The sequence below is a fragment of the Prosthecobacter sp. genome (assembly GCF_014879935.1).
Classification (GTDB): Bacteria; Verrucomicrobiota; Verrucomicrobiia; order Verrucomicrobiales; family Verrucomicrobiaceae; genus Prosthecobacter.
In genome coordinates, this window is the sequence record NZ_JACSRD010000160.1 from 59,467 (window position 1) to 78,391 (window position 18,925).

General features: G+C 60.7%; 15 protein-coding genes. 6 read left to right on the forward strand and 9 right to left on the reverse strand.

From position 1 onward, the window contains the following. Nucleotides 1-91 precede the first annotated feature (91 nt). The 3 genes from coaE to IAE77_RS15455 are packed head-to-tail and all read left to right on the forward strand — an operon-like array spanning nucleotide 92 to nucleotide 3,248. A complete protein-coding gene (coaE, locus tag IAE77_RS15445) occupies nucleotides 92-694 on the forward strand; it encodes a dephospho-CoA kinase (protein WP_294228049.1) in 603 nt (200 codons plus the stop codon). Beyond that, complete coding sequence (gene rho / locus IAE77_RS15450; protein ID WP_294228055.1) at nucleotides 691-2,121, forward strand: transcription termination factor Rho; 1,431 nt, start codon at nucleotides 691-693, stop codon at nucleotides 2,119-2,121. Before coaE ends, rho begins: the two co-directional genes overlap by 4 nt. Then, nucleotides 2,118-3,248: a ribonuclease D gene (locus IAE77_RS15455; protein ID WP_294228060.1), complete on the forward strand. Its 1,131-nt coding sequence runs from the start codon at nucleotides 2,118-2,120 to the stop codon at nucleotides 3,246-3,248. Before rho ends, IAE77_RS15455 begins: the two co-directional genes overlap by 4 nt. 19 nt (nucleotides 3,249-3,267) lie before the next feature. On the opposite strand, the gene modA is transcribed toward IAE77_RS15455, so the two are convergent. From modA to IAE77_RS15495, 8 genes are all read right to left on the reverse strand, one after another. Then, nucleotides 3,268-4,788, reverse strand: a complete 1,521-nt coding sequence (gene modA, locus IAE77_RS15460) for a molybdate ABC transporter substrate-binding protein (protein WP_294228064.1) — start codon at nucleotides 4,786-4,788, stop codon at nucleotides 3,268-3,270. 33 nt (nucleotides 4,789-4,821) lie between these two features. After that, nucleotides 4,822-6,246 (reverse strand): DUF1501 domain-containing protein, encoded by a 1,425-nt coding sequence (locus IAE77_RS15465; RefSeq protein WP_294228066.1) that lies wholly within the window; start codon nucleotides 6,244-6,246, stop codon nucleotides 4,822-4,824. Between the two features lie 3 nt (nucleotides 6,247-6,249). Next, nucleotides 6,250-9,045, reverse strand: coding sequence for a PSD1 and planctomycete cytochrome C domain-containing protein (locus IAE77_RS15470; RefSeq protein ID WP_294228068.1), 2,796 nt, complete (start codon nucleotides 9,043-9,045; stop codon nucleotides 6,250-6,252). Between the two features lie 70 nt (nucleotides 9,046-9,115). Beyond that, entirely contained in the window at nucleotides 9,116-10,642 is a 1,527-nt protein-coding gene (locus IAE77_RS15475) for a LamG-like jellyroll fold domain-containing protein (RefSeq protein ID WP_294228070.1), read from the reverse strand. 79 nt (nucleotides 10,643-10,721) lie between these two features. Further along, the gene (locus tag IAE77_RS15480) at nucleotides 10,722-11,252 is read right to left on the reverse strand and encodes a sigma-70 family RNA polymerase sigma factor (protein ID WP_294228073.1); all 531 of its coding nucleotides are present in this window, start codon (nucleotides 11,250-11,252) and stop codon (nucleotides 10,722-10,724) included. 65 nt (nucleotides 11,253-11,317) lie between these two features. Then, a complete protein-coding gene (locus IAE77_RS15485) occupies nucleotides 11,318-11,683 on the reverse strand; it encodes an MGMT family protein (RefSeq protein ID WP_294228075.1) in 366 nt (121 codons plus the stop codon). A 6-nt stretch (nucleotides 11,684-11,689) separates the two neighbouring features. Next, nucleotides 11,690-12,589: an alpha/beta hydrolase gene (locus tag IAE77_RS15490; RefSeq protein ID WP_294228077.1), complete on the reverse strand. Its 900-nt coding sequence runs from the start codon at nucleotides 12,587-12,589 to the stop codon at nucleotides 11,690-11,692. A 26-nt stretch (nucleotides 12,590-12,615) separates the two neighbouring features. Continuing rightward, a complete protein-coding gene (locus IAE77_RS15495) occupies nucleotides 12,616-13,878 on the reverse strand; it encodes a sulfatase (RefSeq protein ID WP_294228080.1) in 1,263 nt (420 codons plus the stop codon). 61 nt (nucleotides 13,879-13,939) lie between these two features. Between IAE77_RS15495 and IAE77_RS15500 the strand changes: the two genes are divergently transcribed. From IAE77_RS15500 to IAE77_RS15510, 3 genes are all read left to right on the forward strand, one after another. After that, on the forward strand, nucleotides 13,940-14,872 hold the full coding sequence (locus IAE77_RS15500; protein WP_294228082.1) for a sugar ABC transporter substrate-binding protein: 933 nt from the start codon (nucleotides 13,940-13,942) through the stop codon (nucleotides 14,870-14,872). A gap of 265 nt (nucleotides 14,873-15,137) precedes the next feature. After that, on the forward strand, nucleotides 15,138-16,061 hold the full coding sequence (locus IAE77_RS15505) for an ABC transporter permease (RefSeq protein WP_294228084.1): 924 nt from the start codon (nucleotides 15,138-15,140) through the stop codon (nucleotides 16,059-16,061). A 137-nt stretch (nucleotides 16,062-16,198) separates the two neighbouring features. Further along, on the forward strand, nucleotides 16,199-17,194 hold the full coding sequence (locus IAE77_RS15510; protein WP_294228086.1) for a nucleoside hydrolase: 996 nt from the start codon (nucleotides 16,199-16,201) through the stop codon (nucleotides 17,192-17,194). A gap of 85 nt (nucleotides 17,195-17,279) precedes the next feature. Here IAE77_RS15510 and IAE77_RS15515 read toward each other — a convergent pair whose 3' ends face one another. Continuing rightward, nucleotides 17,280-18,899: a sulfatase-like hydrolase/transferase gene (locus IAE77_RS15515; RefSeq protein WP_294228088.1), complete on the reverse strand. Its 1,620-nt coding sequence runs from the start codon at nucleotides 18,897-18,899 to the stop codon at nucleotides 17,280-17,282. Between the last annotated feature and the right edge of the window lie 26 nt (nucleotides 18,900-18,925).

An 18,925-nucleotide genomic window follows, 5' to 3' on the forward strand; every position in this document is an offset into this window, starting at 1 on the left:
GAATTTGGTCGATGTGTCCTACCAATTATCGGGCAGAGGTGTGACCTCTGCCCGATTTTCTTGTTCCGTTACAAGTATTCTTCGTGGCATCATGAAATCCTGGGTGATCACCGGTGGTATTGGCTGTGGGAAAAGCCAAGTCATCAACAAACTGGCGACTCTCAGCCTTGGCCTGGTCTCATTTTCGGCAGACGTCATTGTGGCTGAACTGCTGAAGAAACCATTGGTCGAGAAGGAACTGGCGTTGGTGTTTGGGAAGGGAGTGCTCAATTCCAATGGTGGCGGGGTGAATCGCGAATGGTTGAGGGAAGTAGTGTTGCCTGATCCGCTGCTCCGTGCCCGGCTGGAGAGCGTTCTACACCCTCCGGTGCTGGAAGCCTTGGAATCAGCCCGATCTGTTGCTGCGGCGGAAGGGAGGAATCTTTTCCTTGCGGAAGTTCCTCTGCACTATGAGATTGGCGCCACAGTTTCAGCAGACTTCGTCATCGTGGTGGCTTCCAGCCGGTCGGTGCAAGTCCGGCGGATGATGGAAAACCGGGGTCTCGACGAACAGACCGTTCACCAGTTCCTGGCGGCCCAATGGCCCATCGAAGCCAAGGTTGAAAGAGCAGACGCGGTCATTTGGAATGACGGCAGTCTGGCCTCTCTTGAAGCCCAGGTGCTGACGCTGGCAAGTCCTCTCTTGCAAGCATGAACGAAGAAAACATTGAATCTCCAGCAGCGTCCGACGTTGCGTCTGCTTCGGCGTCGGTAAAACCGCAACCTGTTGAGGCAGTCCAGCCGACTGCCGAGGTCGCGGCTCAAAACACGTCTGTGGCGGATGAAAACGCAAAATCCGAAGGTGCCCAGCCGCCTTTTCCGCAGGAAGTCTCGATCAACGATCTCCAGGAAGCCTCCCTCGCCGATCTTCAGAAACTGGCGGATACGGTTGGCTTCCGGCTCAACGCCAGCCGTAGCAAGCACCAACTGATCTACGACCTATGTTCCTGGCTGGCTGAGCACCGCACTCGCCTGAAGGTCGAGGGAGTACTGGAAATTGGCACCGACAATTTCGGGCTGATCCGGTATCCAAAATACAGTTTCGCCCCACTTCCGGAGGACGTGTTTGTGCCCCTCTTCCTGGTACGGAAGTTCAACCTGCGTCCGAGTCAGCGAATTGCCGGTTACGCCAAAGCGCCGAAAGACAAGGACAAGTACATCGCCATTGATCGTATCAGTGAGGTCGAGGGGATTCCGATCGAAGAGTGGGAGCCGCCAACTGAGTTCGACAAACTGACGGCGACCTTCCCAAACAAACGGATCATTTTGGAGACACCGAAGCCCTGCGCTCTCAGTTCCCGGATCCTCGACATCGTGGCCCCCCTCGGCAAAGGCCAGCGCGGCCTCATCTGCGCCCCACCACGTTCGGGCAAAACTGTGATCCTCAAAGACATCGCCAAATCCATCTCGCAGAATCACAAGGAGATTACCCTCATCGTGCTGTTGCTGGACGAGCGTCCCGAGGAGGTCACCGATTTTGAGGAAACCGTCCAGGGGTGCGAGATCTACAGCTCCACCTTTGATGAAAGCCCCAAGCGGCACAGTCAGGTCGCGGAGATCGTGCGTGAACGTGCCTGTCGCTTGGTTGAGTTGAAAAAAGACGTTGTCATCCTGTTGGACAGCATCACCCGCCTTGCACGTGGCTATAACGCCATGCAGGGGGGCAAGGGAGCTGTCATGTCCGGAGGTGTCGGAACCAAGGCTCTGCAGAAGCCGAAAAAATTCTTCGGAGCCGCCCGCAATGTCGAGGAAGGCGGCAGTCTCACCATCATCGCCACGGCACTCATCGAGACGGAAAGTCGCATGGACGAGGTCATCTTCGAGGAGTTCAAAGGAACGGGCAACATGGAGGCCACGCTGGATCGTGAAATCTCCGAGCGTCGCATTTTCCCGGCGCTTCATGTGCTCAAGTCGGGGACCCGCCGAGATGACCTGCTCTACCATCCGGATGAGTTCCGTCGCATCAGTCAGGTGCGGAAGCAGCTTGCGGCGATCCCTGCTGTCGAAGCCCTTGAGGCGCTGATCCGAAATATCAATCGCACCAGCAACAACGCCGAAATCCTTCTGACCGGGCTGAAATGACAGCGGATGCTCCCATCACCGCGGATTACGAGTTTATCGACACACCCGCGCATCTTGAAAGCTGGCTCGACCAGATGCGTCGTTGGCTCGCGGCAAGTCCTGACCAGCGATGCTGCCTGGACACCGAGGCCGACAGCCTTCATCACTATCACGAAAAGCTCTGCCTGCTTCAGGTGAACTGTGCTGGTCGCTATGCGCTTGTCGATCCACTCGCCATCACAGATGTTTCTGCGCTGCTCGATCTGCTCGACAGCCATGAATTGTGGTTCCACGGCGCTGATTATGACCTCACGATGCTGCGTCGCACGTATGGCTGGAGTCCGAAGGTGGTTCGTGACACCCAGATCGCCGCCCGTCTGCTGGGTGCGCGTCAGTTCGGTCTGGCGGCGCTCGTGAAGAATGTTTTCGACCTGGAGCTGTGCAAAGCTTCGCAGAAAGCAGACTGGAGCCGTCGGCCTCTGCCTCCGAACATGCTTTCCTATGCCGTCGATGACGTGCGCTATCTGCTTCCCATCGCAGACAAGTTTGTCGCCGAACTTCGTGAAAAAGGCCGGGAATCCTGGTTCCATCAGAGCTGTTCGGCACTGCAGGAAGATGTCGCTGCACGGGACACTGCGGCGCGTGAAGATCCTTGGCGGGTGCAGGGCTGTGGTCGCCTCCATCCACGCGGCCTTGCTCTTCTGAAGGGACTTTGGGAGTGGCGCGAAGGAATTGCCAAAGAACGCGATCTGCCCTGCTTCAAGATCATGTCCAACAAGCAGATGACCGCCTACGCGGAGCAGTTTGAGGCCGGCCATCCGTTGAATCCACCGAACGGCTGGCGTCCGCGTTGGAAAAAGGAATTTCACGACATCGTTGTCGCCGTGACCTCGTCCGATCCTGCATCATGGCCCGCACGCCCCAAAAAGACCAAGGGCCGGCTGAGCGACGCGCAGCGTGATCAGATCGACAAGCTCTGCGCTTATCGCGAGACCGTCGCGCAGAAGCTCGAAATCGAGCCTTCGTTGCTTGGCTCCCGTGGCACGATCGAGGAACTGGTCATTCATGGCAATCCCGAGCTTCACCTGATGAACTGGCAGCAGGAATTGTTGTCGGCCGGGCTTCAGCAGGTGGTGCAGCTAGGCTGATGGTGGTTCGTGCCTGCCGTCACTGTTTCAGCCAGTCAGGCAGCACAATGTCGCTGCTCTTGATCGCCGTGGCATCGCCCTTCCACACAAACCCCGCTTCTTCAAAGCTCTCGCGGTGTCCACGCAAAAACGTCAGCAGGCGGCGGCCCATCTGCTGGTAAGGTGAGTCCTGGCGCACAGCGAAAGGCTGTAGCGCCTTCGCCTTGTCGGCGGGCAATGGAATCACCGCAAACTCATCCGGCTTCGCTTGAAGATTGATTCGATACACGACCACCGCATCCAGTGAGCCCGTCCGCATCTGGTTCACCAGAAAATCGCCCGTCGGCACCTGCGAGGAGGCGTTTCGGGTCACGCTCTCCAGCAGGTTCATCGACTTGAGAATGGAGTGTGTCAGGAAGCCCAGCGTGGACTGCTCTGCATTGCACAAGCCCACACGCAGGCCGGGTTTTGCCAGGTCTGCCAGCGTGCGAATGCCATGGGGATTGTCTTTCGGCGTTGCGATCACAATTTCCGCCTCGGTGAGGATCACCGCTTCGGGGAACTCCTTCGCCACGGGCGGCACAAAACACACGTCGCAGGCATAGTACACATCCGGGAACTTCGGATTGCTGCTGTCCCCCATCGTTTTCATGGCTGCACACAGAATGCCGCATCCGTTGTAGGTGGTGGTGACGGTGATGCCTTCACGCCCGGCGAACTCCTTCAGCACGTCCTCGATCGCCCGGCGGTTAACACTGCCACTGTAGAGGATCAAGTCAGGGCGCAGTGCCCATTTGTCACCCGGGACAGCAGTGAATCCATGCTGGGTGAAGACGGCGGACCCTTTCTCCGGGGCGGTCATGTAGCGGGCGAACTGCATCGCCAGCGGAGGCTGTTTGCTGGTTCCCAGCACTGCGGCGGTGGCGAACTCCGCATGCTTCGCCAGTTCAGGCATCATCACCGCTTCAAGGTCCTTGAACTGCGGCACCGTCGAGTCCCAGACAATAGCCGCATCCACCGCTCCCAGGGACAAGTCCGCCGCGATTTCAGTGACAGTGGGCTTCATCACGGCCGCTTTCTCCGCCAGCGCCGTCCATTCCGCTCCCAGCAACCGCTGCGTCACACGTCCGATGCTGGCCGCCTCGGGATTTGGCAGCGCCAGCTTGATGCCGTTCTGTTTCAAAGAGGCCAGACTTGTGAGACCCTTGGGATTGCCCTTTGCCACTGCCAGCACCGGCTTCTGCTTCACCAGTTGAAACTCCTCTTGAGTCGTTCCGGTCTTCCGTGCATCCGCCAGCGCCCCGTCATCAGCAGCGATGAACAAGTCACCCTGTTTGGCCACGCGGAGCTGGCTCAACAGCGTTCCGGTGCCCCCAAATTGCAGCCGCACCTCGGTTCCGGTTTCTTTTTGAAACGCCTCGGCGATTTCCGAGACGGGCTTCTTCAATCCGGCTGCGCAAAACACCATCAGTGGCGTCGAGGCTGCCTGTTTTGGTTTCAATGCCACCCAGGCGGCCCCGGCAAGGGCACCCAGCAGGATGAGAGCGAGAACTTTCTTCATGATGATCGGTGAAAACGTTCCCCGCAGGAGCCTTCACGCAATCAACTTGTCGATCGCCTGCCCCCCGATCTGCGAGAGCTGCTTGAAGCGGCCGCCGTGGTAAAAAGTGAGCTTGTTGTCATCGAGACCGAGCAGGCGCAGCAGCGTGACGTGCAAATCGCGCACGTGATGCACCTCTTCGATGGCTTCCATGCCGCGATCATCGGTGGCACCGATGCTGTGACCGGCTTTGCAGCCACCGCCGGCCATCCAGATGGTCATCGCCTTCGGATTGTGATCGCGACCGTAGGCGGTGCCACCACGCACGCCATTGTCCGGTGTGCGACCAAATTCACCGCACCACACGATGAGCGTGTCATCGAGCAGGCCGCGTTGTTTCAAATCGGTGATGAGTGCGGCGATGGGCTGGTCCACGCCGCGGATGAGATTGCCGTGCGCCCGCTCGATGTAGTCGTGACTGTCCCAGGTGCCGTTGTAGAGCTGCACGAAGCGCACGCCCTTTTCGACGAGTTTACGGGCGAGCAGGCATTTGCGGCCAAACGCGTCCGTGGCGTCCTTGCCGATGCCGTAGAGCTCTTTGGTGTTCGCATCCTCGTTTTCGAGATCGATGACCTCCGGCACCTGCATCTGCATGCGGAAGGCGAGTTCGTAGTTGTTCATGCGGGCCTTCAGCTCGTCATGCCCGGGATGCTCTTCGGCGTGCTTGGCGTTTAATTTGCCCAGCAGGTCGAGGTTGGCCCGCTGATGCTCCGGTGTGATGCCTTTCGGCGGTTGCAAATCGAGGATGGGCGATCCTTTGGAGCGCAACGCGGTGCCTTGATAATGCGCGGGCAGGTAGCCATTGCCCCAGTTCGCGCTGCCACCCTGCGGGTAGCTGATCTCCGGCAGCACGATGAAGCCCGGCAGATCCTGATTCACCGAGCCGAGGCCATAGGTCACCCATGAACCGATGGCAGGATCGCCGCCAAAGCGGTTGCCGCAGTTCATTTGATACATCGCGGTGGGATGATTCACCGAATCGACCTGACAGCCGCGATAGAAGCAAAGTTCATCGGCTACTTTCGCCAGATGCTGCCACGGCTCGCTCATCCAGGCTCCGCTTTGACCATGCTGCGCGAAAGCGAACGGTGACCTCACATAGTAGCGCTTCCCGCTCTCCATCGCCGACTTCATCTTTCCCTCACGCACAAACTCTTTCAGATGGAGCTTTTCGAGCGCCGGCTTCGGATCAAAGCAGTCGATGTGGCTCGGCCCGCCCTCCATCATGAGGAAGATGCAGTTCTTCGCTTTCGCTGGAACCATCGGCTGCTTGGGAGCCAGCGGCCCTTTTTGTTCTGCGGCGAGCAACGAGGTCAAAGCCACGCTGCCGAGCGAGGTGCCGAGTCCATACACAAACTCACGCCGCGTGGGCGCATGCAGCGCACGACCACCGGAGCAGGGGAACAAGGAGGTTTTCATGGCTCAGTAAAGGTAGGCGAATTCGTTCGAGTTCAGCAGCACAAGGCAGACATCGGCCAAGGCACGTGTTTTCGCATCGCAATCAGCCGGTTGAAGGTCGGGAACGAAGTCGGCGTAGCCGGGGAGCTTTTCCTGGAAGCTGAATTTCTCACCGGTGTTCTCCTCCACGGCTTCACGGCGCACTTCGAGCGGCGGCTTTGGCCTCAAAAACGTCAATTTCGCCTGTTTGGCCTCCATTTGCCGCCAATGCGCCTCACAGGCGGCTTTTTCGCCCGTCGATGGTTTGCGACCAAACGTGAGCTCAAACACTCGCGAGATCGGATCGGCAGCTTTTTCCTTCAAAACGCGATTCGCGAGTGCCAAGGCCCGATCATAGCTCGCCTGGCCGTTGAAGAGGCTGAACACCTGCGGCGTGACGGTGGAGACTTCGCGGGCTTCGCAGGAAAAGTCCGGCGCGGGCTCGTTGAAGACCTCCATGAAAGGATCGCGCAGCCCGCGTATTTTCAGCGCATACAAACTGCGGCGATGTCGCTGCTGCGGCAGCGGATTCGGCACCCACGCGGCCGCAAACGTCCCCATCACCATGCGCGGCTGCATCGCCACCTCGATGTTGATCTCCGGCCGGTTCGGAATGCCACCGAGCGTCGGATTCAGCTCGCCCGTGATGCTCAGCATCGCATCCCGCAGCTCCTCGGCCATGAGGCGGCGCGGCTTGAAAGTGGCGTAGGACGAACTTCCAAGTTCGTCAGATGAACGAGCTTGGAAGCTCGTTCTACGATACGCAGCACTCGTCATGATCAGCCGGTGCATCTCCTTCACGCTCCAACCCTTCTCCACCAGCGTCGCGGCGAGAAAATCGAGCAGTTCGGGATGCGTGGGCTTCTTGCCGGTGCTGCCAAAATTGTTCGGATTGCCCGCGATGGCCTGACCGAAATGCCAGAGCCACAGGCGGTTCACAAAGGTGCGCGTCGTGAGCGGGTTGTCCTTGCTCGCGATCCAATTCGCGAGCGCGGTGCGTCGGCCTTCGACCGCTTCGGGGAACTCGATGCTGCCGAGGATGGAAAGCACGCCGGGCTTCACTTTTGTCGTCGGTGAAAACGGATCACCGCCTCCGAGGATGGCGGTTTGTTCGAGTTCGCCGTTCTTCATGCGGTCGCCGGGCATGCGGAGAGGCTGGTAAACGTTCACCATCGGCACGGTGACGCCATTATAGACGCTGAAAGCAAAGGGCTCGTAGCGCTCCATCTCCCACTTCAGACGTTCGAGGCCTTTGCGGGCCACACGCTCGTTGCCGAAGTCCTGCGGTTCAAAACCGACGAGCTTCGGCGGATACTGATCTTCCGGCACGCCCTGCTTGGTGAGGATCTGCCGCGCGGCACCAAACACATCCGAGAAGCCCTTTTTGGCATTCTTGCCGCCGCCTTGCTTCGCCTGCGCCACCGCGGTATTCCATTTCGCCGGGTCGATCTTTTTCTCGGTGAACCACTTCGCCGCATTTTGGAGCAGTTTTTCGTCGAGCGACTTCAAAACGGCCAGATGCTCGGCGCGACGGGCTTCGAGATACTTTTTCTCCTCAAAGCCGCTCGTGTTCTCCGACTTCAAAAACGGTGCTTCACGCTCGGTGAGCTGTGTGGTCGCGAAACAGGCCTGGATCGAGTAGTAATCATGCGTGGGCACCGGATCGAACTTGTGATCGTGGCAACGCGCGCATTGCAGCGAGTGCGCCAGGAACGTCTCACCGACCGAATTCGTCACATCATCGAGAAACCGCTGCCGCGCGACCTTGGCGACTTCCATGCCTGTCAGCTCCCACGGCCCCATGCGCAGAAAGCCCGTCGCGATGAGCTTTTCAGGATCATTCGGCTGCATCTCATCTCCTGCGATCTGCTCGACGATGAACTGATCGAAGGGTTTGTCCGCATTGAAGCTCCGCACGACGTAGTCGCGGTAGCGCCAGGCATTGCCGCGCTCGTAGTCGTTCGCGAAACCGCTGCTGTCCGCGTAGCGCACGACATCCAGCCAGTGGCGGGCCATGCGTTCGCCGTAGTGGGGGGATTCGAGGAGCCGGTTGATCAAACGCAGCCACGCGTCGGACCGGTCTGACACGTCTGACCAGTCAGACTCAAACGCCGCCACCTCCTCCGGAGTCGGCGGCAGCCCCGTGAGATCAAAAGTAGCTCGGCGGATTAGCGTCCGAGCATCCGCCTCCGGCGCAGGCTCCTTCACCTCGAGCAGCGCATCCACCGGATGTTCATCCTTCGTCATGCGGATTACGGGCTTCTTCACCGGCTGGTATTCCCACAACGAATCCGGCTTGTAGCGCCGATTGGCCCACTCAGGCGTCAAAGCACCTTTCACCTTCACCGTGATGCCGTCTTCCGCACTCCACTTGTCGGCGCTCGCCTTTGCGATGGCGTTTCTTTTCGCCTCATCGGGCCACGGTGCACCGCCAGCGATCCATTCCTTGATCCACGCGAGCTGCTCGGACTTGAGTTGATCCGCCTCCTTCGGCGGCATCGGCTCCCAGTCTTCATGCTGTCGCGTCGAGGCGAGATAAAGCGGGCTTTCGTCCGGCTTGCCGGGCACAAGGGCCTTCACGCCGCTCTCGCCACCCTTGATGGCGCTCTCGAGCGTGCGCATGTCGTAGTCCGCCTTGATCTTCTTTTCGTCGTTCCCATGGCAGGCGAGGCATTTCTCCTGAAACAACGGCGACACGCGGCGGACAAAGAGCTGCTCCGCATCCTGAGCGTGGAGCGCAGACGTGGTCAAAAAGGCGACGAGGGTGGCTTTGCCAATCATGGGAGGGGAACGATGCAGACGAGGGTTCTTTGCTTTTCCCGTGATGCGATCATTCAGTGCCAAAAAAGGTTCACTCGACCTTTCCCGCCTCGAACAGGGCCTTCACATCCTCTGCGTCGAGGGCAGCGCTGTAGATCGCGAACTCATCGATCGCCCCGTTGAGATTTCGGATGGGAAACTGGTGGCCTTCGGTGGGCAGTCCCCAGTTTCCGATCTCGCAGGGGCCGAAGGTGATGGGACGACCGGCCTGATGCAGCATGGAGATTTCGCGACTGACCTCGCTGCCGTCGAAGTATTGGATCACGCGACCGCTTTGGTTGTGGTAGGTGACGGCAAGGTGATGCCAGCGGCCGAGGCTGTCGGCGGTGAACACAGGCTTGCTGAAATACATCTGGTTGTGTTTTGCGCCCTTCGATGCGTCGGCGGGGCGATACATGATCGAGAACATCAGGCTGCCGTCCTCGTAGATCTGCCAGTGTGGCTCGCCATTGTCGTAGCCGTCGGTGAGCAGCAGCGAGTTGTACTTTTTGTCCACGCTGTCCACCTTCACCCAGCAGGCGAGCGTTAGCGCAGTGTAGCTGCCGTCGAGGCTCAGGCGCACGCGGTCACCCGGGCGTTTGAACTCCAGCGCCTCTTTCTCCGGCCAGCGTCCTTGCGTCCAACGGGCACCGACGGCCCCGCCAGCTCGATTCGGACGACGCGGCTCGGTGAAGTTGTTCACCAGGCGGTCCCAGCGGTCGTCCGGCCAGTGCTTGAAGGTGTAGTAGGCGATGAGGCGCGGGTCTTTGCGCGTTTCGAGCGACCACTTTTGCCAGTCGTCAAATCGCTGCGCGGAGCGTTGCTTCACGAGGCTCTGCAATTCGCCCGCGGGCAAAAAATCCGTCTGCGTGCTGCCGAGCGTCATGCCCTGCCTCAGGCTCGCTGGCGGCTTGTCCGTGTGCGCGATCACCTCGCCCTCGAACACATGCACCGCGCTGGCGCCGTCCTTCACGTTCAGCGCAAACTCGGTGCCGAGGTCTTCGAGCTTCATGCCCGGCGCATGCATGAGGAAGCCCTTTGCCGCTGGCGGCACATGCACACGCACACGGCCGCGGATGCAACGTGCCTCCCAGGCGGAGATGACTTCCAACTCGGCCGCGCCTTCGATCAAGGCGGTCGCGCCACTGAAGAATTCGATCTGCGCCAGGCCCTTGGCGAGTTTCAGTGTGCCTGGAGCGAGGGTCTCCCCGCTGCGATGCGTCTTGTTCGCGAACTCGGCGTCCAGAGTCTGGCTCAGGATCGCCACGCCGTTCGACGTGGCTTCGACGACGGCTGTTTCACGCGGCCAGGAGATGAAAGCCGCCACGACAATCGCCGCCGCAGCGAGCGGAACGATCAATCTCTGCCAACGTCGTGACGCCTGGATCCCAGATGCCTGACCCGGCAGCCTGCCCGTGGCGATCTGCGGCTGCTGGAGCAGTCGCGCGTGTTGGTCGGCAAGTTCGAGGTAAAGCCGACGCGCCTGCCAGTCCTCGCGCAGGCGGTTTTCGAGCTGCGCGTGCTGCTCGGGCGTGATTTCGCCGTCTAGCTGGGTGTGGATGAGGGTTTCGAGATTCATGGTGCTTGCGATGCGCTTGCCGCAATCTGGCGATTGCGCCTGCTGTAGGCGCGTTCGCCAGAACTCGGTGTGTGTGGGTTCATGCGAGGCCCTCCGTTTGAAGCTGGCGTGTGACGCATTCGTGCAGGCGCTGGCGGAGCATCTCCAGGTTCCGAAACAGCGTGCGGCGGCTCATGTCGAAGCGCTGCATCATCTCCTCCGCATTCTGGCGCAAGGCGTAGCGGCTGGTGACGAGTTCCTTGTCCTTCGGCGTGAGTTTGGCGAGGCAGCCGTCGAGCAGGCGCAGGCGTTCATCGAGCTGCGGTTCAATGTGCGTGCGCTCATGGGCGATGAGGTCGATCACATCCTCGCTGAAAAGCAGCGGCGAGCGCGCCGACTTCTCGCGATGCTTCTGCACCTGAAGATACGCGAAGCGATACGCCCACGGCAGGAAAGGCCGCGTGGTGTCATACTGGTCAAACTTCCGGAACAGCGCCACGCTCGTCTCCTGCAAAATGTCGCGTGCATCCGCCTCCACCGGCACGAGGCTGAAGATGTAGCGGAACAACGCCTCCTGATGCCGCGTGAGCAGCAGAATGAGGCTTTCGGTGGATGGAGGCGACTCTGGCATTCCACAGTTTATTCACGGCGTCGTCGGAAACAGTGCCAAAAAAAACCTGGAAGCCGGTAACGGGCTCACTTGAGCTCGCTCCAGCGGATGTTCCGCCGGACGCCAACGACATGGAAGTGGTCATCCGCGCCCTGGATGTAGCCTGCGCGGTCGATTCTCAGCCCTTCGGCCTTCAGGAGGCGTTTTTGCTTCGCGGCGAGCTTCGCGTCCATGTTCGGGCTGATGCGTGCATCAGCGCTGACGACGCGGTGCCATGGGATCGTTTTCGATTCCTCCTCCGTCAGCCTGCTCAGCACGGTGGCGACGTGACGCGCGACCACGTTCATGTGCACCGCAATGCTGCCGTAAGTGGTGAACTTGCCCTCCGGGATCAAGGCGACGAGCCGGAGGACCTCGGCGCGGATGCGTGCGAATGTGGGCGAATGCGGCATGCGCGCTCAAGGCTTCAGGTGCTTCGTGAAAAACTCCGCGCAGGTGCTCACGCAGGTGTCGAAGGCCTTTTGCTGGCCCAGGAAGGCGTGGGGAGCCTGCGGGATGAGCGTGAGACCGGAGGGGATCCCGAGCTTGGCAAGGTCGTCGCGGGTTTCGTCGGCGTGGGTGCTGGGGTCGTCGAGTTCGCCGGCCATGAAGAGCAGGGGAGGGTCGCCTTTGTCGAGGTGATGACGCGGGGAGGCGAGGGCGTAGGTTTGCGGGACCTTGGCCTGTGAATCGCCGAGGAAGGTGCGGTAGAAGGGATCGTCGGGCTTGCTGCTGAGCTCGCCGATGCGGGCGCTTTCGAGATCGCTCTGCGCGCCCATGGCGATGCCGGCCTGCACGGCGCTGGATTGATCGGCGTGGCCGCCTTCGCCTTCGAGTTCCTTCACGCCGCCGCTGGTGGTGAGCAGCGCGGCGAGGTGACCGCCTGCGGAGAGCCCGGTGACGCCGATGGCCTTCGCGTCGATGACAAACTGGGCCGCGTTCGCTCGCAGGAAGCGCACAGCGGCTTTGCAGTCCCGAATAGCGGCGGGGAATTTCGCTTCCCCGCTCAGGCGATAGCTGATCGTCGCTACGACGAAGCCTCTCGCGGCCAGGGCTTGAGCGAGGGTCGCCATGTTGGAGCGCTCGCCCTTATACCAACCACCGCCGTGAATGCAGATGATGGCTGGCAGTGGCTGCGAGGCCGTTTTCGGCTTCCAGAGATCAAGCTGCATCTCACGCTGGCCGTAGCGGGCATAAACGAGGCCGGGATGCGCTTCGAGTGACGCGGTCACTTCAGGTGCGAGCTTGGTGGGCGCGGGTTTGGGCTGTTGAGCAAGCGCCGCGGTAGCGAGGAACGGGAGGATGATGAGGGAGCGCATGGTTGGTTGGCGAAGAATAGGAGATGTCAGCGAGGAGTCGTGGATGAGCGCATGGATTCGGCCATTCGCGTGAGGCTTTCCACTGTTTTGGGATGCTGCGCTGAAACGTCGTGCTGCTCGGCGAGGTCGGTTTGGAGGTCGAAGAGCATCGTCTTCGGCGTGAGGTGGAGCTTCCAGCGGCCTTCGCGGAAGGATTCCAGGCGGCGCTCCTTGTAGCCGTAGAGGGAGTAGAGGGTGGTGCGGCGGGATCGGGCGTTGGCGTTGAGAAAGAGGTCAAGTTGGTCAATGCCGTCAAGATTCGCGGGAGTTGGTGTTTCGCAGAGACGGGCGAAGGTGGGGAGGTGGTCGAGGATGGTGAGCATTTCATCGCAAACACGATTCGCAGGCACTTTTTCGGGCCACCAGGCGAGGCAGGGCACGCGCAGGCCGCCTTCATGCACGGTGTGCTTGCTGCCACTGAGCGGTGCGGCGCTGCCGGGTGTTTTGCGCTCGGGGCCGTTGTCGCTGGTGAAGATGACGAGCGTCTTCCCGGCGAGGCCGAGGGCGCGGAGTTTGTCGAGGATCTGGCCGGTGCTGTCGTCGAGTTCTTCAACGACGTCGCCGTAGAGACCGCGTGCGGATTTGCCTTTGAACTTTGGCGAAGCATCGAAGGGCAGGTGCGGCATCGCATGGGCGAGGTAGAGGAAGAAGGGCCGCTGGCGATGCTGCTCGATGAATTTCAGCGCCTCGGCGGTGTAGAGCGCGGTCATCTCGGCGGGCACGGCGGGGCGTCTCTCCACCGCATCGCCACGCAGCACGGGCATGCCGCCTTCCTTTTCAAAGACGACCGTTTCCCAGTGGTCGAGGTTGTGGAGGACGCCGTAGTAGCTGTCGAAGCCCTGATCCATCGGCCGCATGCCTTTCACGAAGCCGAGATGCCATTTGCCAATGCAGCCAGTGGCGTGGCCCGCAGCCTTGAAAACCTCCGCGAGGGTTGTTTCGGAGCCTGCGAGACCGTTTTTCGCGTCGGGACGCAACACGCCGGTGGCGAGTCCGACACGGCCCGGATACTTCCCGGTCATGAGTGCGGCCCGCGAGGGCGTGCAGAGCGCGGAGGTGACGCTGAAGTCGGTGAACCGCGTGCCCTCCGCCGCCATGCGGTCGAGATGCGGGGTGCGGATGTCCTTTGCGCCGTAGCAGCCGAGATCGCCATAGCCGAGGTCGTCACAGTTAATGAGGATGACATTCGGCCCGGCGGCATGGGCGGACAGACCAAGAATCATCATGAGGCAGGCAAGAATGGGCTTCATCGGGTGCGAAAACGAAGGTTGCAGCAGGCTTCTCCCGTTGGTTTCATCGCCAGTGCCAGCCATGAAGCTCTTTTTCTCCCTCCTGACCGCCTCCCTGATCCTTGTTTCGTGCAAGCCGTCCACACCTCCGACCTCACCCTCATCCGGCAAGCCGAAGGTCGCGCTGGTGATGAAGTCGCTGGCGAATGAGTTTTTCCAGACCATGGCCGAGGGCGCGAAGAAGCATCAGGCCGCGCATGCCGCCGACTACGACCTCGTCGTGAACGGCATCAAGAACGAGACCGATCTCGCCGAGCAGGTGGGACTGGTGGAGCAGATGGTCGCGCAGGGGGTGCAGGCCATCGTCATCGCACCGGCGGACTCGAAGGCGCTCGTCACCGTGCTGAAACGGGCGAAGGACGCCGGCGTGCTCGTCATCAACATCGACAACAAGCTCGACGCCGACACGCTGAAGCAGGCCGGCCTCACCATTCCTTTCGTCGGACCCGACAACCGCGCCGGAGCGAAGGCGGTAGGCGAGGTGCTGGCAAAAAAACTCACCACAGGCGATGAAGTCGCCATCATCGAAGGCGTGACCACCGCCTTCAATGGCCAGCAGCGCAAGGCGGGCTTTGAAGATGCGATGAACGCCGCCGGAATGAAGATCGTGAGCAGCCAGAGCGGCCAGTGGGAGATGGAAAAGGCCAACACCGTCGCCGCAGGCATCCTTGCCGCGAATCCCAACGTGAAAGCCCTCCTCTGCGCCAACGACAACATGGCCCTCGGTGCTGCCGCCGCCGTGCAGGCTGCTGGCAGGGCCGGTCAGATCCAGATCGTCGGCTTCGACAACATCGCCGCGCTCAAACCTCTCCTCGCCGACGGTCGCGTCCTCGCCACCGCCGACCAGCACGGCGACCAGCTCGCCGTCTTCGGCATCGAAGCCGCGCTGAAGGTTTTGAAGGACAAGTCCACGCCAGCGGATCAGCAGACGCCGGTGGAAGTGGTGGCGAAATGATCTTTGTGACTCATGCGTGCATTCCTTCAACGAATCCGTCGAGGCTATCGCGAACACCTACTGCGTGGCCTATTCTACGCCTTCTGGATCTATGTAGTGATCGCAATCGCTTGTGTGCTGCTTTCTTCTTACCTGCCCGATTCGAGTCCTGGCAAATTGACATCTTCAGAGAGCATTTACGGGGTCGTCTTCACGGCTGTGGTGGCCATGGCCTCTCTCTCAATTAGCGGTTGGTTCGTGGCGGATAAATAGGGACATAATCTCAATGCGCCGCTTTGCCGACTTTCTCATCCTCCTCACCGTGCTTGCGGCGATGATCCTGCTCTTCGGGCTGCTGCGGGATACGTTTTGGAGTTTTGCGTCGCTCGGGAACATCGCGAACCGTATCCCGGCGCTCGCGCTCGTCGCCACGGGCATGACGTTGGTGATGGTGACGGGCGGCATCGATCTTTCGGTCGGTTCCGTGCTCGGATTGTGCGGCGCGGTCGTCGGTGTGATGATGGCCGACTGGCATTGGGCGCTCCCGCTCGCTCTGCTCGGCAGCATTCTCGTCGGTGGTGCGATTGGCGGCACGACAGGCGCGGTGAGCGTGAAACTGCGGCTGCCGTCGTTCATCGTCTCGCTCGGCATGCTGGAAATGGCGCGTGGCCTGGCCTTTCTCGCGACCGATTCGCAGACGAAATACATCGGCGCGGCCATTGAACCGCTCGGCGCACCGTTCGGCAGCCTCGTCATTTCACCGGCCTTCGTCATCAGCGTGCTCATCGTCGTGGCAGGGCAGGTGATGCTTTCGCAGATGCCGATGGGCCGTCACTGGCTCGCCATTGGTGCCAATCGCGAAGCCGCGCTCGTCTCCGGTGTCCCCGTCGATCGCCCGCGCATCCTCGCGCATGCGTTGCTCGGCGCGCTGACCGGTCTCGCTGCTGTTTTCAATTGTTCGCGCCTCGGCAGTGCTGATCCGAATGCCGGTGTCGGCTTCGAATTGAGCGCCATCGCAGCGGTGGTCGTGGGCGGCACAAGCTTGATGGGCGGACGCGGCAGCGTGGTGAAAAGCTTCATGGGCGTGCTCATCATCGCCACGCTCGAAGCTGGGCTTGTTCAAATCGGCGCCACGGAACCAATGAAGCGCGTTGTGACCGGCGCGGTCATCATCGCCGCCGTTCTCGCGGACACCTGGAGGAGAAAATGAAGATGGCTTTTCCACTTTCGCGACAGCGTTTTGGAGTGCGCCGTCCCTCCGGCGCTTTCGCACGTCTCCCCGCCTCCGCAAAGCTCCAGAGGGCTGGAGCACTCCAAGACGCTGCCGCACCTGCCTGATCCCAATCCATGAAACACCTGCTTCTAATTTCATTCGTCATTCTGCATTCGTCATTCGCCATTGCGGCTGAACGTTCGCGCATCCTCTTCGACACGGACATCACCGGCGATGTCGATGACGTGCTGGCGCTGGCGATGTGTCACACGCTGGCGGATCGTGGGGCGTGTGAGTTTCTGGGCGTGACGGTGTCGAAGAACAACCCGCTGACGGCGAGCTTTGTGGATGCGCAGAACACGTTTCATGGTCGCCCGGATCTGCCGGTGGGCGTGACGCGGGATGCGAAGGCGCAGCATCGCGAGAGCAAATACCTCAAGCTGGCTGATTCGACGGATTACCCGCACGATTTGAAGCGAAACGAGGACGCGAAGGACGCCGTGGAGCTGATTCGCGAGCTTTTGATGGCGCAGCCGAATCATAGCGTGACGATCATCAGCGTCGGCATCGCGTCGAACATGGCGAACCTGCTCAAATCGCCCGGTGGGGTCGATTTGGTGAAGCAGAAGGTCAAAGCGCTGTCGATCATGGCCGGTGCGTTCGCGTTTTGTAACCGCACGAACTACCACCTCGAAGCGAACGTCATCAACGGCATCGGCTACATGCAGACGGTGGCCGATCAGTGGCCCGACGAGGTGCCCATCGTGTGGAGCGGCTTCGAGATCGGCGAAGCGCTGCCGTTTCCGCGTGTGGTCATCCAGCGTGATCTCGACTACCTGCCGCATCATCTCGTCAAAGAGGCCTATCTGCTCCACAGCGGCCCGGAGCACGACCGGCCGTGCTGGGACGAGAGCAGCGTGCTGTGGGCCGTGTATCCCGAGCGCGGCTTCTTCGGCCTCTCCGAGCCCGGACGCGTGAAAGTGCTCGATGATGGCTTCACGCGCTTCATTCCCGTCAAAAACGGCCAAGGCAGCCAGCGTGATCGTTTTCTCACGATGAACTCCGTGCAGCAAAGTCGTGCCCTGGAAGCCATCGTCCATCTCACCATCCAACCTCCGCCGGCGAAGTGAGAAGGTGAAACTGGTGGCGGATGTTCGCCGGTGAGCTGTCAGCGGCATGCAGCGTGAGGATGATTCTCACGATCAGGCCGTGTGGCTACTTCGCAGTTGGCTTCGTGAACTCCTCTCCAGTCAGTTTGCCGTCGCCATTGTGGTCGAAGCGCTTGAAACGGGCTTCGAGGTCATCCTGGCCTTTGAGTCCGGCTTTGTATTCATCGAGCGTGAGCTGCTCATCGTGATTCGCGTCCCAGCGGGCAAAGGCCTGGGCACGCTGCTCGGGCGTGGTGCGCTGGGTGGTGGTTGGCTTGGTCGTTTTGGGTTCGGCGGTCGCGTGGTCTTGGCTCACGCAGGCGGGATCGGGCGACTTGGGCAGTGTAGCGATCCAGTCGAGCAATTGCGCTTTCATACGGGCCACGGTTTCGGCGTTGTCCTGGCTGAGATTGCTCGTCTCAGCGCGATCTTTGGCGAGGTCGTAGAGTTCAAGACGCTGGCCTGACTCGTCCATCAGGAGTTTCCAGTCTCCATCACGCATGGCCCAGGCAGGCCAGGCGTCGCCGCGCTTGGCGACGACATAGTGTTTCCAAAAAAGCGGCTTCGAGCGGCGGATGGGCTTGCCATGGAAGGACGCGAGCAGGTTCTCGCCGTCGCCCTGGTAGTCGGCAGGGAGCTTCAAACCTGCGGCGGCGCAGAGCGTTGGCAGGAGATCGACGGCAGAAAAGGCCGTCGTATCGTTCTTTATCCCCGCAGGGATGTGGCCGGGCCAGCGCACGATGAACGGAGTGCGCACGCCGCCCTCGTAGAGGGTGCCCTTGCGACCACGCAATCCGCCCGCTGAGCCGACGCTGTGGAAGACATCGAAGCCCTTTTTCATATCGCCATCATCCGGCCCCGGCGTGCGGTCTCCAGCGGCCACTGGCGCTCCCGCAGGGCCGTTGTCGCTGGAGAAGAGCACGATGGTGTTCTGATCGATGCCGGTGATCTTCAAGGCATCCAGCACACGACCGACATTCAGGTCGGCTTCACGCAAGACCGCTGCATAGACCTGCTGGCGTGGGTCCAAATCCTTGAACTGCTCCATCGACTCCTGCGTGGGAAAATGCCGTGTGTGTGACTCGTGGAGCCACACATTCATGAAGAAGGGCTGCTTGTTTTTCATCCGCTCGATGGCCTCCGCCGCCTCAATGCCGATCTTGTGCTGATCAATGCCAGGCCCCGGTCCGTGATAGACCTTGGATTCGTCGATCCCGTAGGCGGCCATCTCCGGCGCATCGGGAGCGAGCCGTGGATCAGCCCCCATGTGCCACTTTCCAAAGTGGGCAGTGTGGTAGCCGGCGGCTTTCAGGAAGCGGGGCAGCATCGGTGCCCTGGGATCGAGCCAATCTGGCATCGTACCCGACTGCTTCGGGCCGAGGGTCTGCGAGTTGAAGACGTTGTTGATGCCATAGCGTGAGGGGAAGCGTCCTGTCATCGTGGCCACGCGGCTTGGCGAGCACACGGGACTGAGCACGTTGAACTGCGCGAAGTCGATGCCCTCGCTGGCCATGCGATCAATGTTCGGCGTCTTCACCCAAGGCTCCGCATGGTGACACGAGACATCTCCCCAGCCGAGGTCATCGGCATAGATGAAGATGATGTTCGGCTTGGAGGCATCCGCAGCGTGAACGGCGGCGAATGCAGCGAGCGACAAAGTGGAAAGCAGGGCGCAAAGTTTCATCATGGCTTGGGTGGATGTTATCGCAGATT

Bases quoted from the DNA above. Each gene is read 5' to 3' on its own strand.
- coaE (WP_294228049.1), top strand. From the start codon at position 92: ATGAAATCCTGGGTGATCACCGGTGGTATTGGCTGTGGGAAAAGCCAA.
- rho (WP_294228055.1), top strand. From the start codon at position 691: ATGAACGAAGAAAACATTGAATCTCCAGCAGCGTCCGACGTTGCGTCT.
- IAE77_RS15455 (WP_294228060.1), top strand. From the start codon at position 2,118: ATGACAGCGGATGCTCCCATCACCGCGGATTACGAGTTTATCGACACA.
- modA (WP_294228064.1), bottom strand. From the start codon at position 4,788: ATGAAGAAAGTTCTCGCTCTCATCCTGCTGGGTGCCCTTGCCGGGGCC.
- IAE77_RS15465 (WP_294228066.1), bottom strand. From the start codon at position 6,246: ATGAAAACCTCCTTGTTCCCCTGCTCCGGTGGTCGTGCGCTGCATGCG.
- IAE77_RS15470 (WP_294228068.1), bottom strand. From the start codon at position 9,045: ATGATTGGCAAAGCCACCCTCGTCGCCTTTTTGACCACGTCTGCGCTC.
- IAE77_RS15475 (WP_294228070.1), bottom strand. From the start codon at position 10,642: ATGAATCTCGAAACCCTCATCCACACCCAGCTAGACGGCGAAATCACG.
- IAE77_RS15480 (WP_294228073.1), bottom strand. From the start codon at position 11,252: ATGCCAGAGTCGCCTCCATCCACCGAAAGCCTCATTCTGCTGCTCACG.
- IAE77_RS15485 (WP_294228075.1), bottom strand. From the start codon at position 11,683: ATGCCGCATTCGCCCACATTCGCACGCATCCGCGCCGAGGTCCTCCGG.
- IAE77_RS15490 (WP_294228077.1), bottom strand. From the start codon at position 12,589: ATGCGCTCCCTCATCATCCTCCCGTTCCTCGCTACCGCGGCGCTTGCT.
- IAE77_RS15495 (WP_294228080.1), bottom strand. From the start codon at position 13,878: ATGAAGCCCATTCTTGCCTGCCTCATGATGATTCTTGGTCTGTCCGCC.
- IAE77_RS15500 (WP_294228082.1), top strand. From the start codon at position 13,940: ATGAAGCTCTTTTTCTCCCTCCTGACCGCCTCCCTGATCCTTGTTTCG.
- IAE77_RS15505 (WP_294228084.1), top strand. From the start codon at position 15,138: ATGCGCCGCTTTGCCGACTTTCTCATCCTCCTCACCGTGCTTGCGGCG.
- IAE77_RS15510 (WP_294228086.1), top strand. From the start codon at position 16,199: ATGAAACACCTGCTTCTAATTTCATTCGTCATTCTGCATTCGTCATTC.
- IAE77_RS15515 (WP_294228088.1), bottom strand. From the start codon at position 18,899: ATGATGAAACTTTGCGCCCTGCTTTCCACTTTGTCGCTCGCTGCATTC.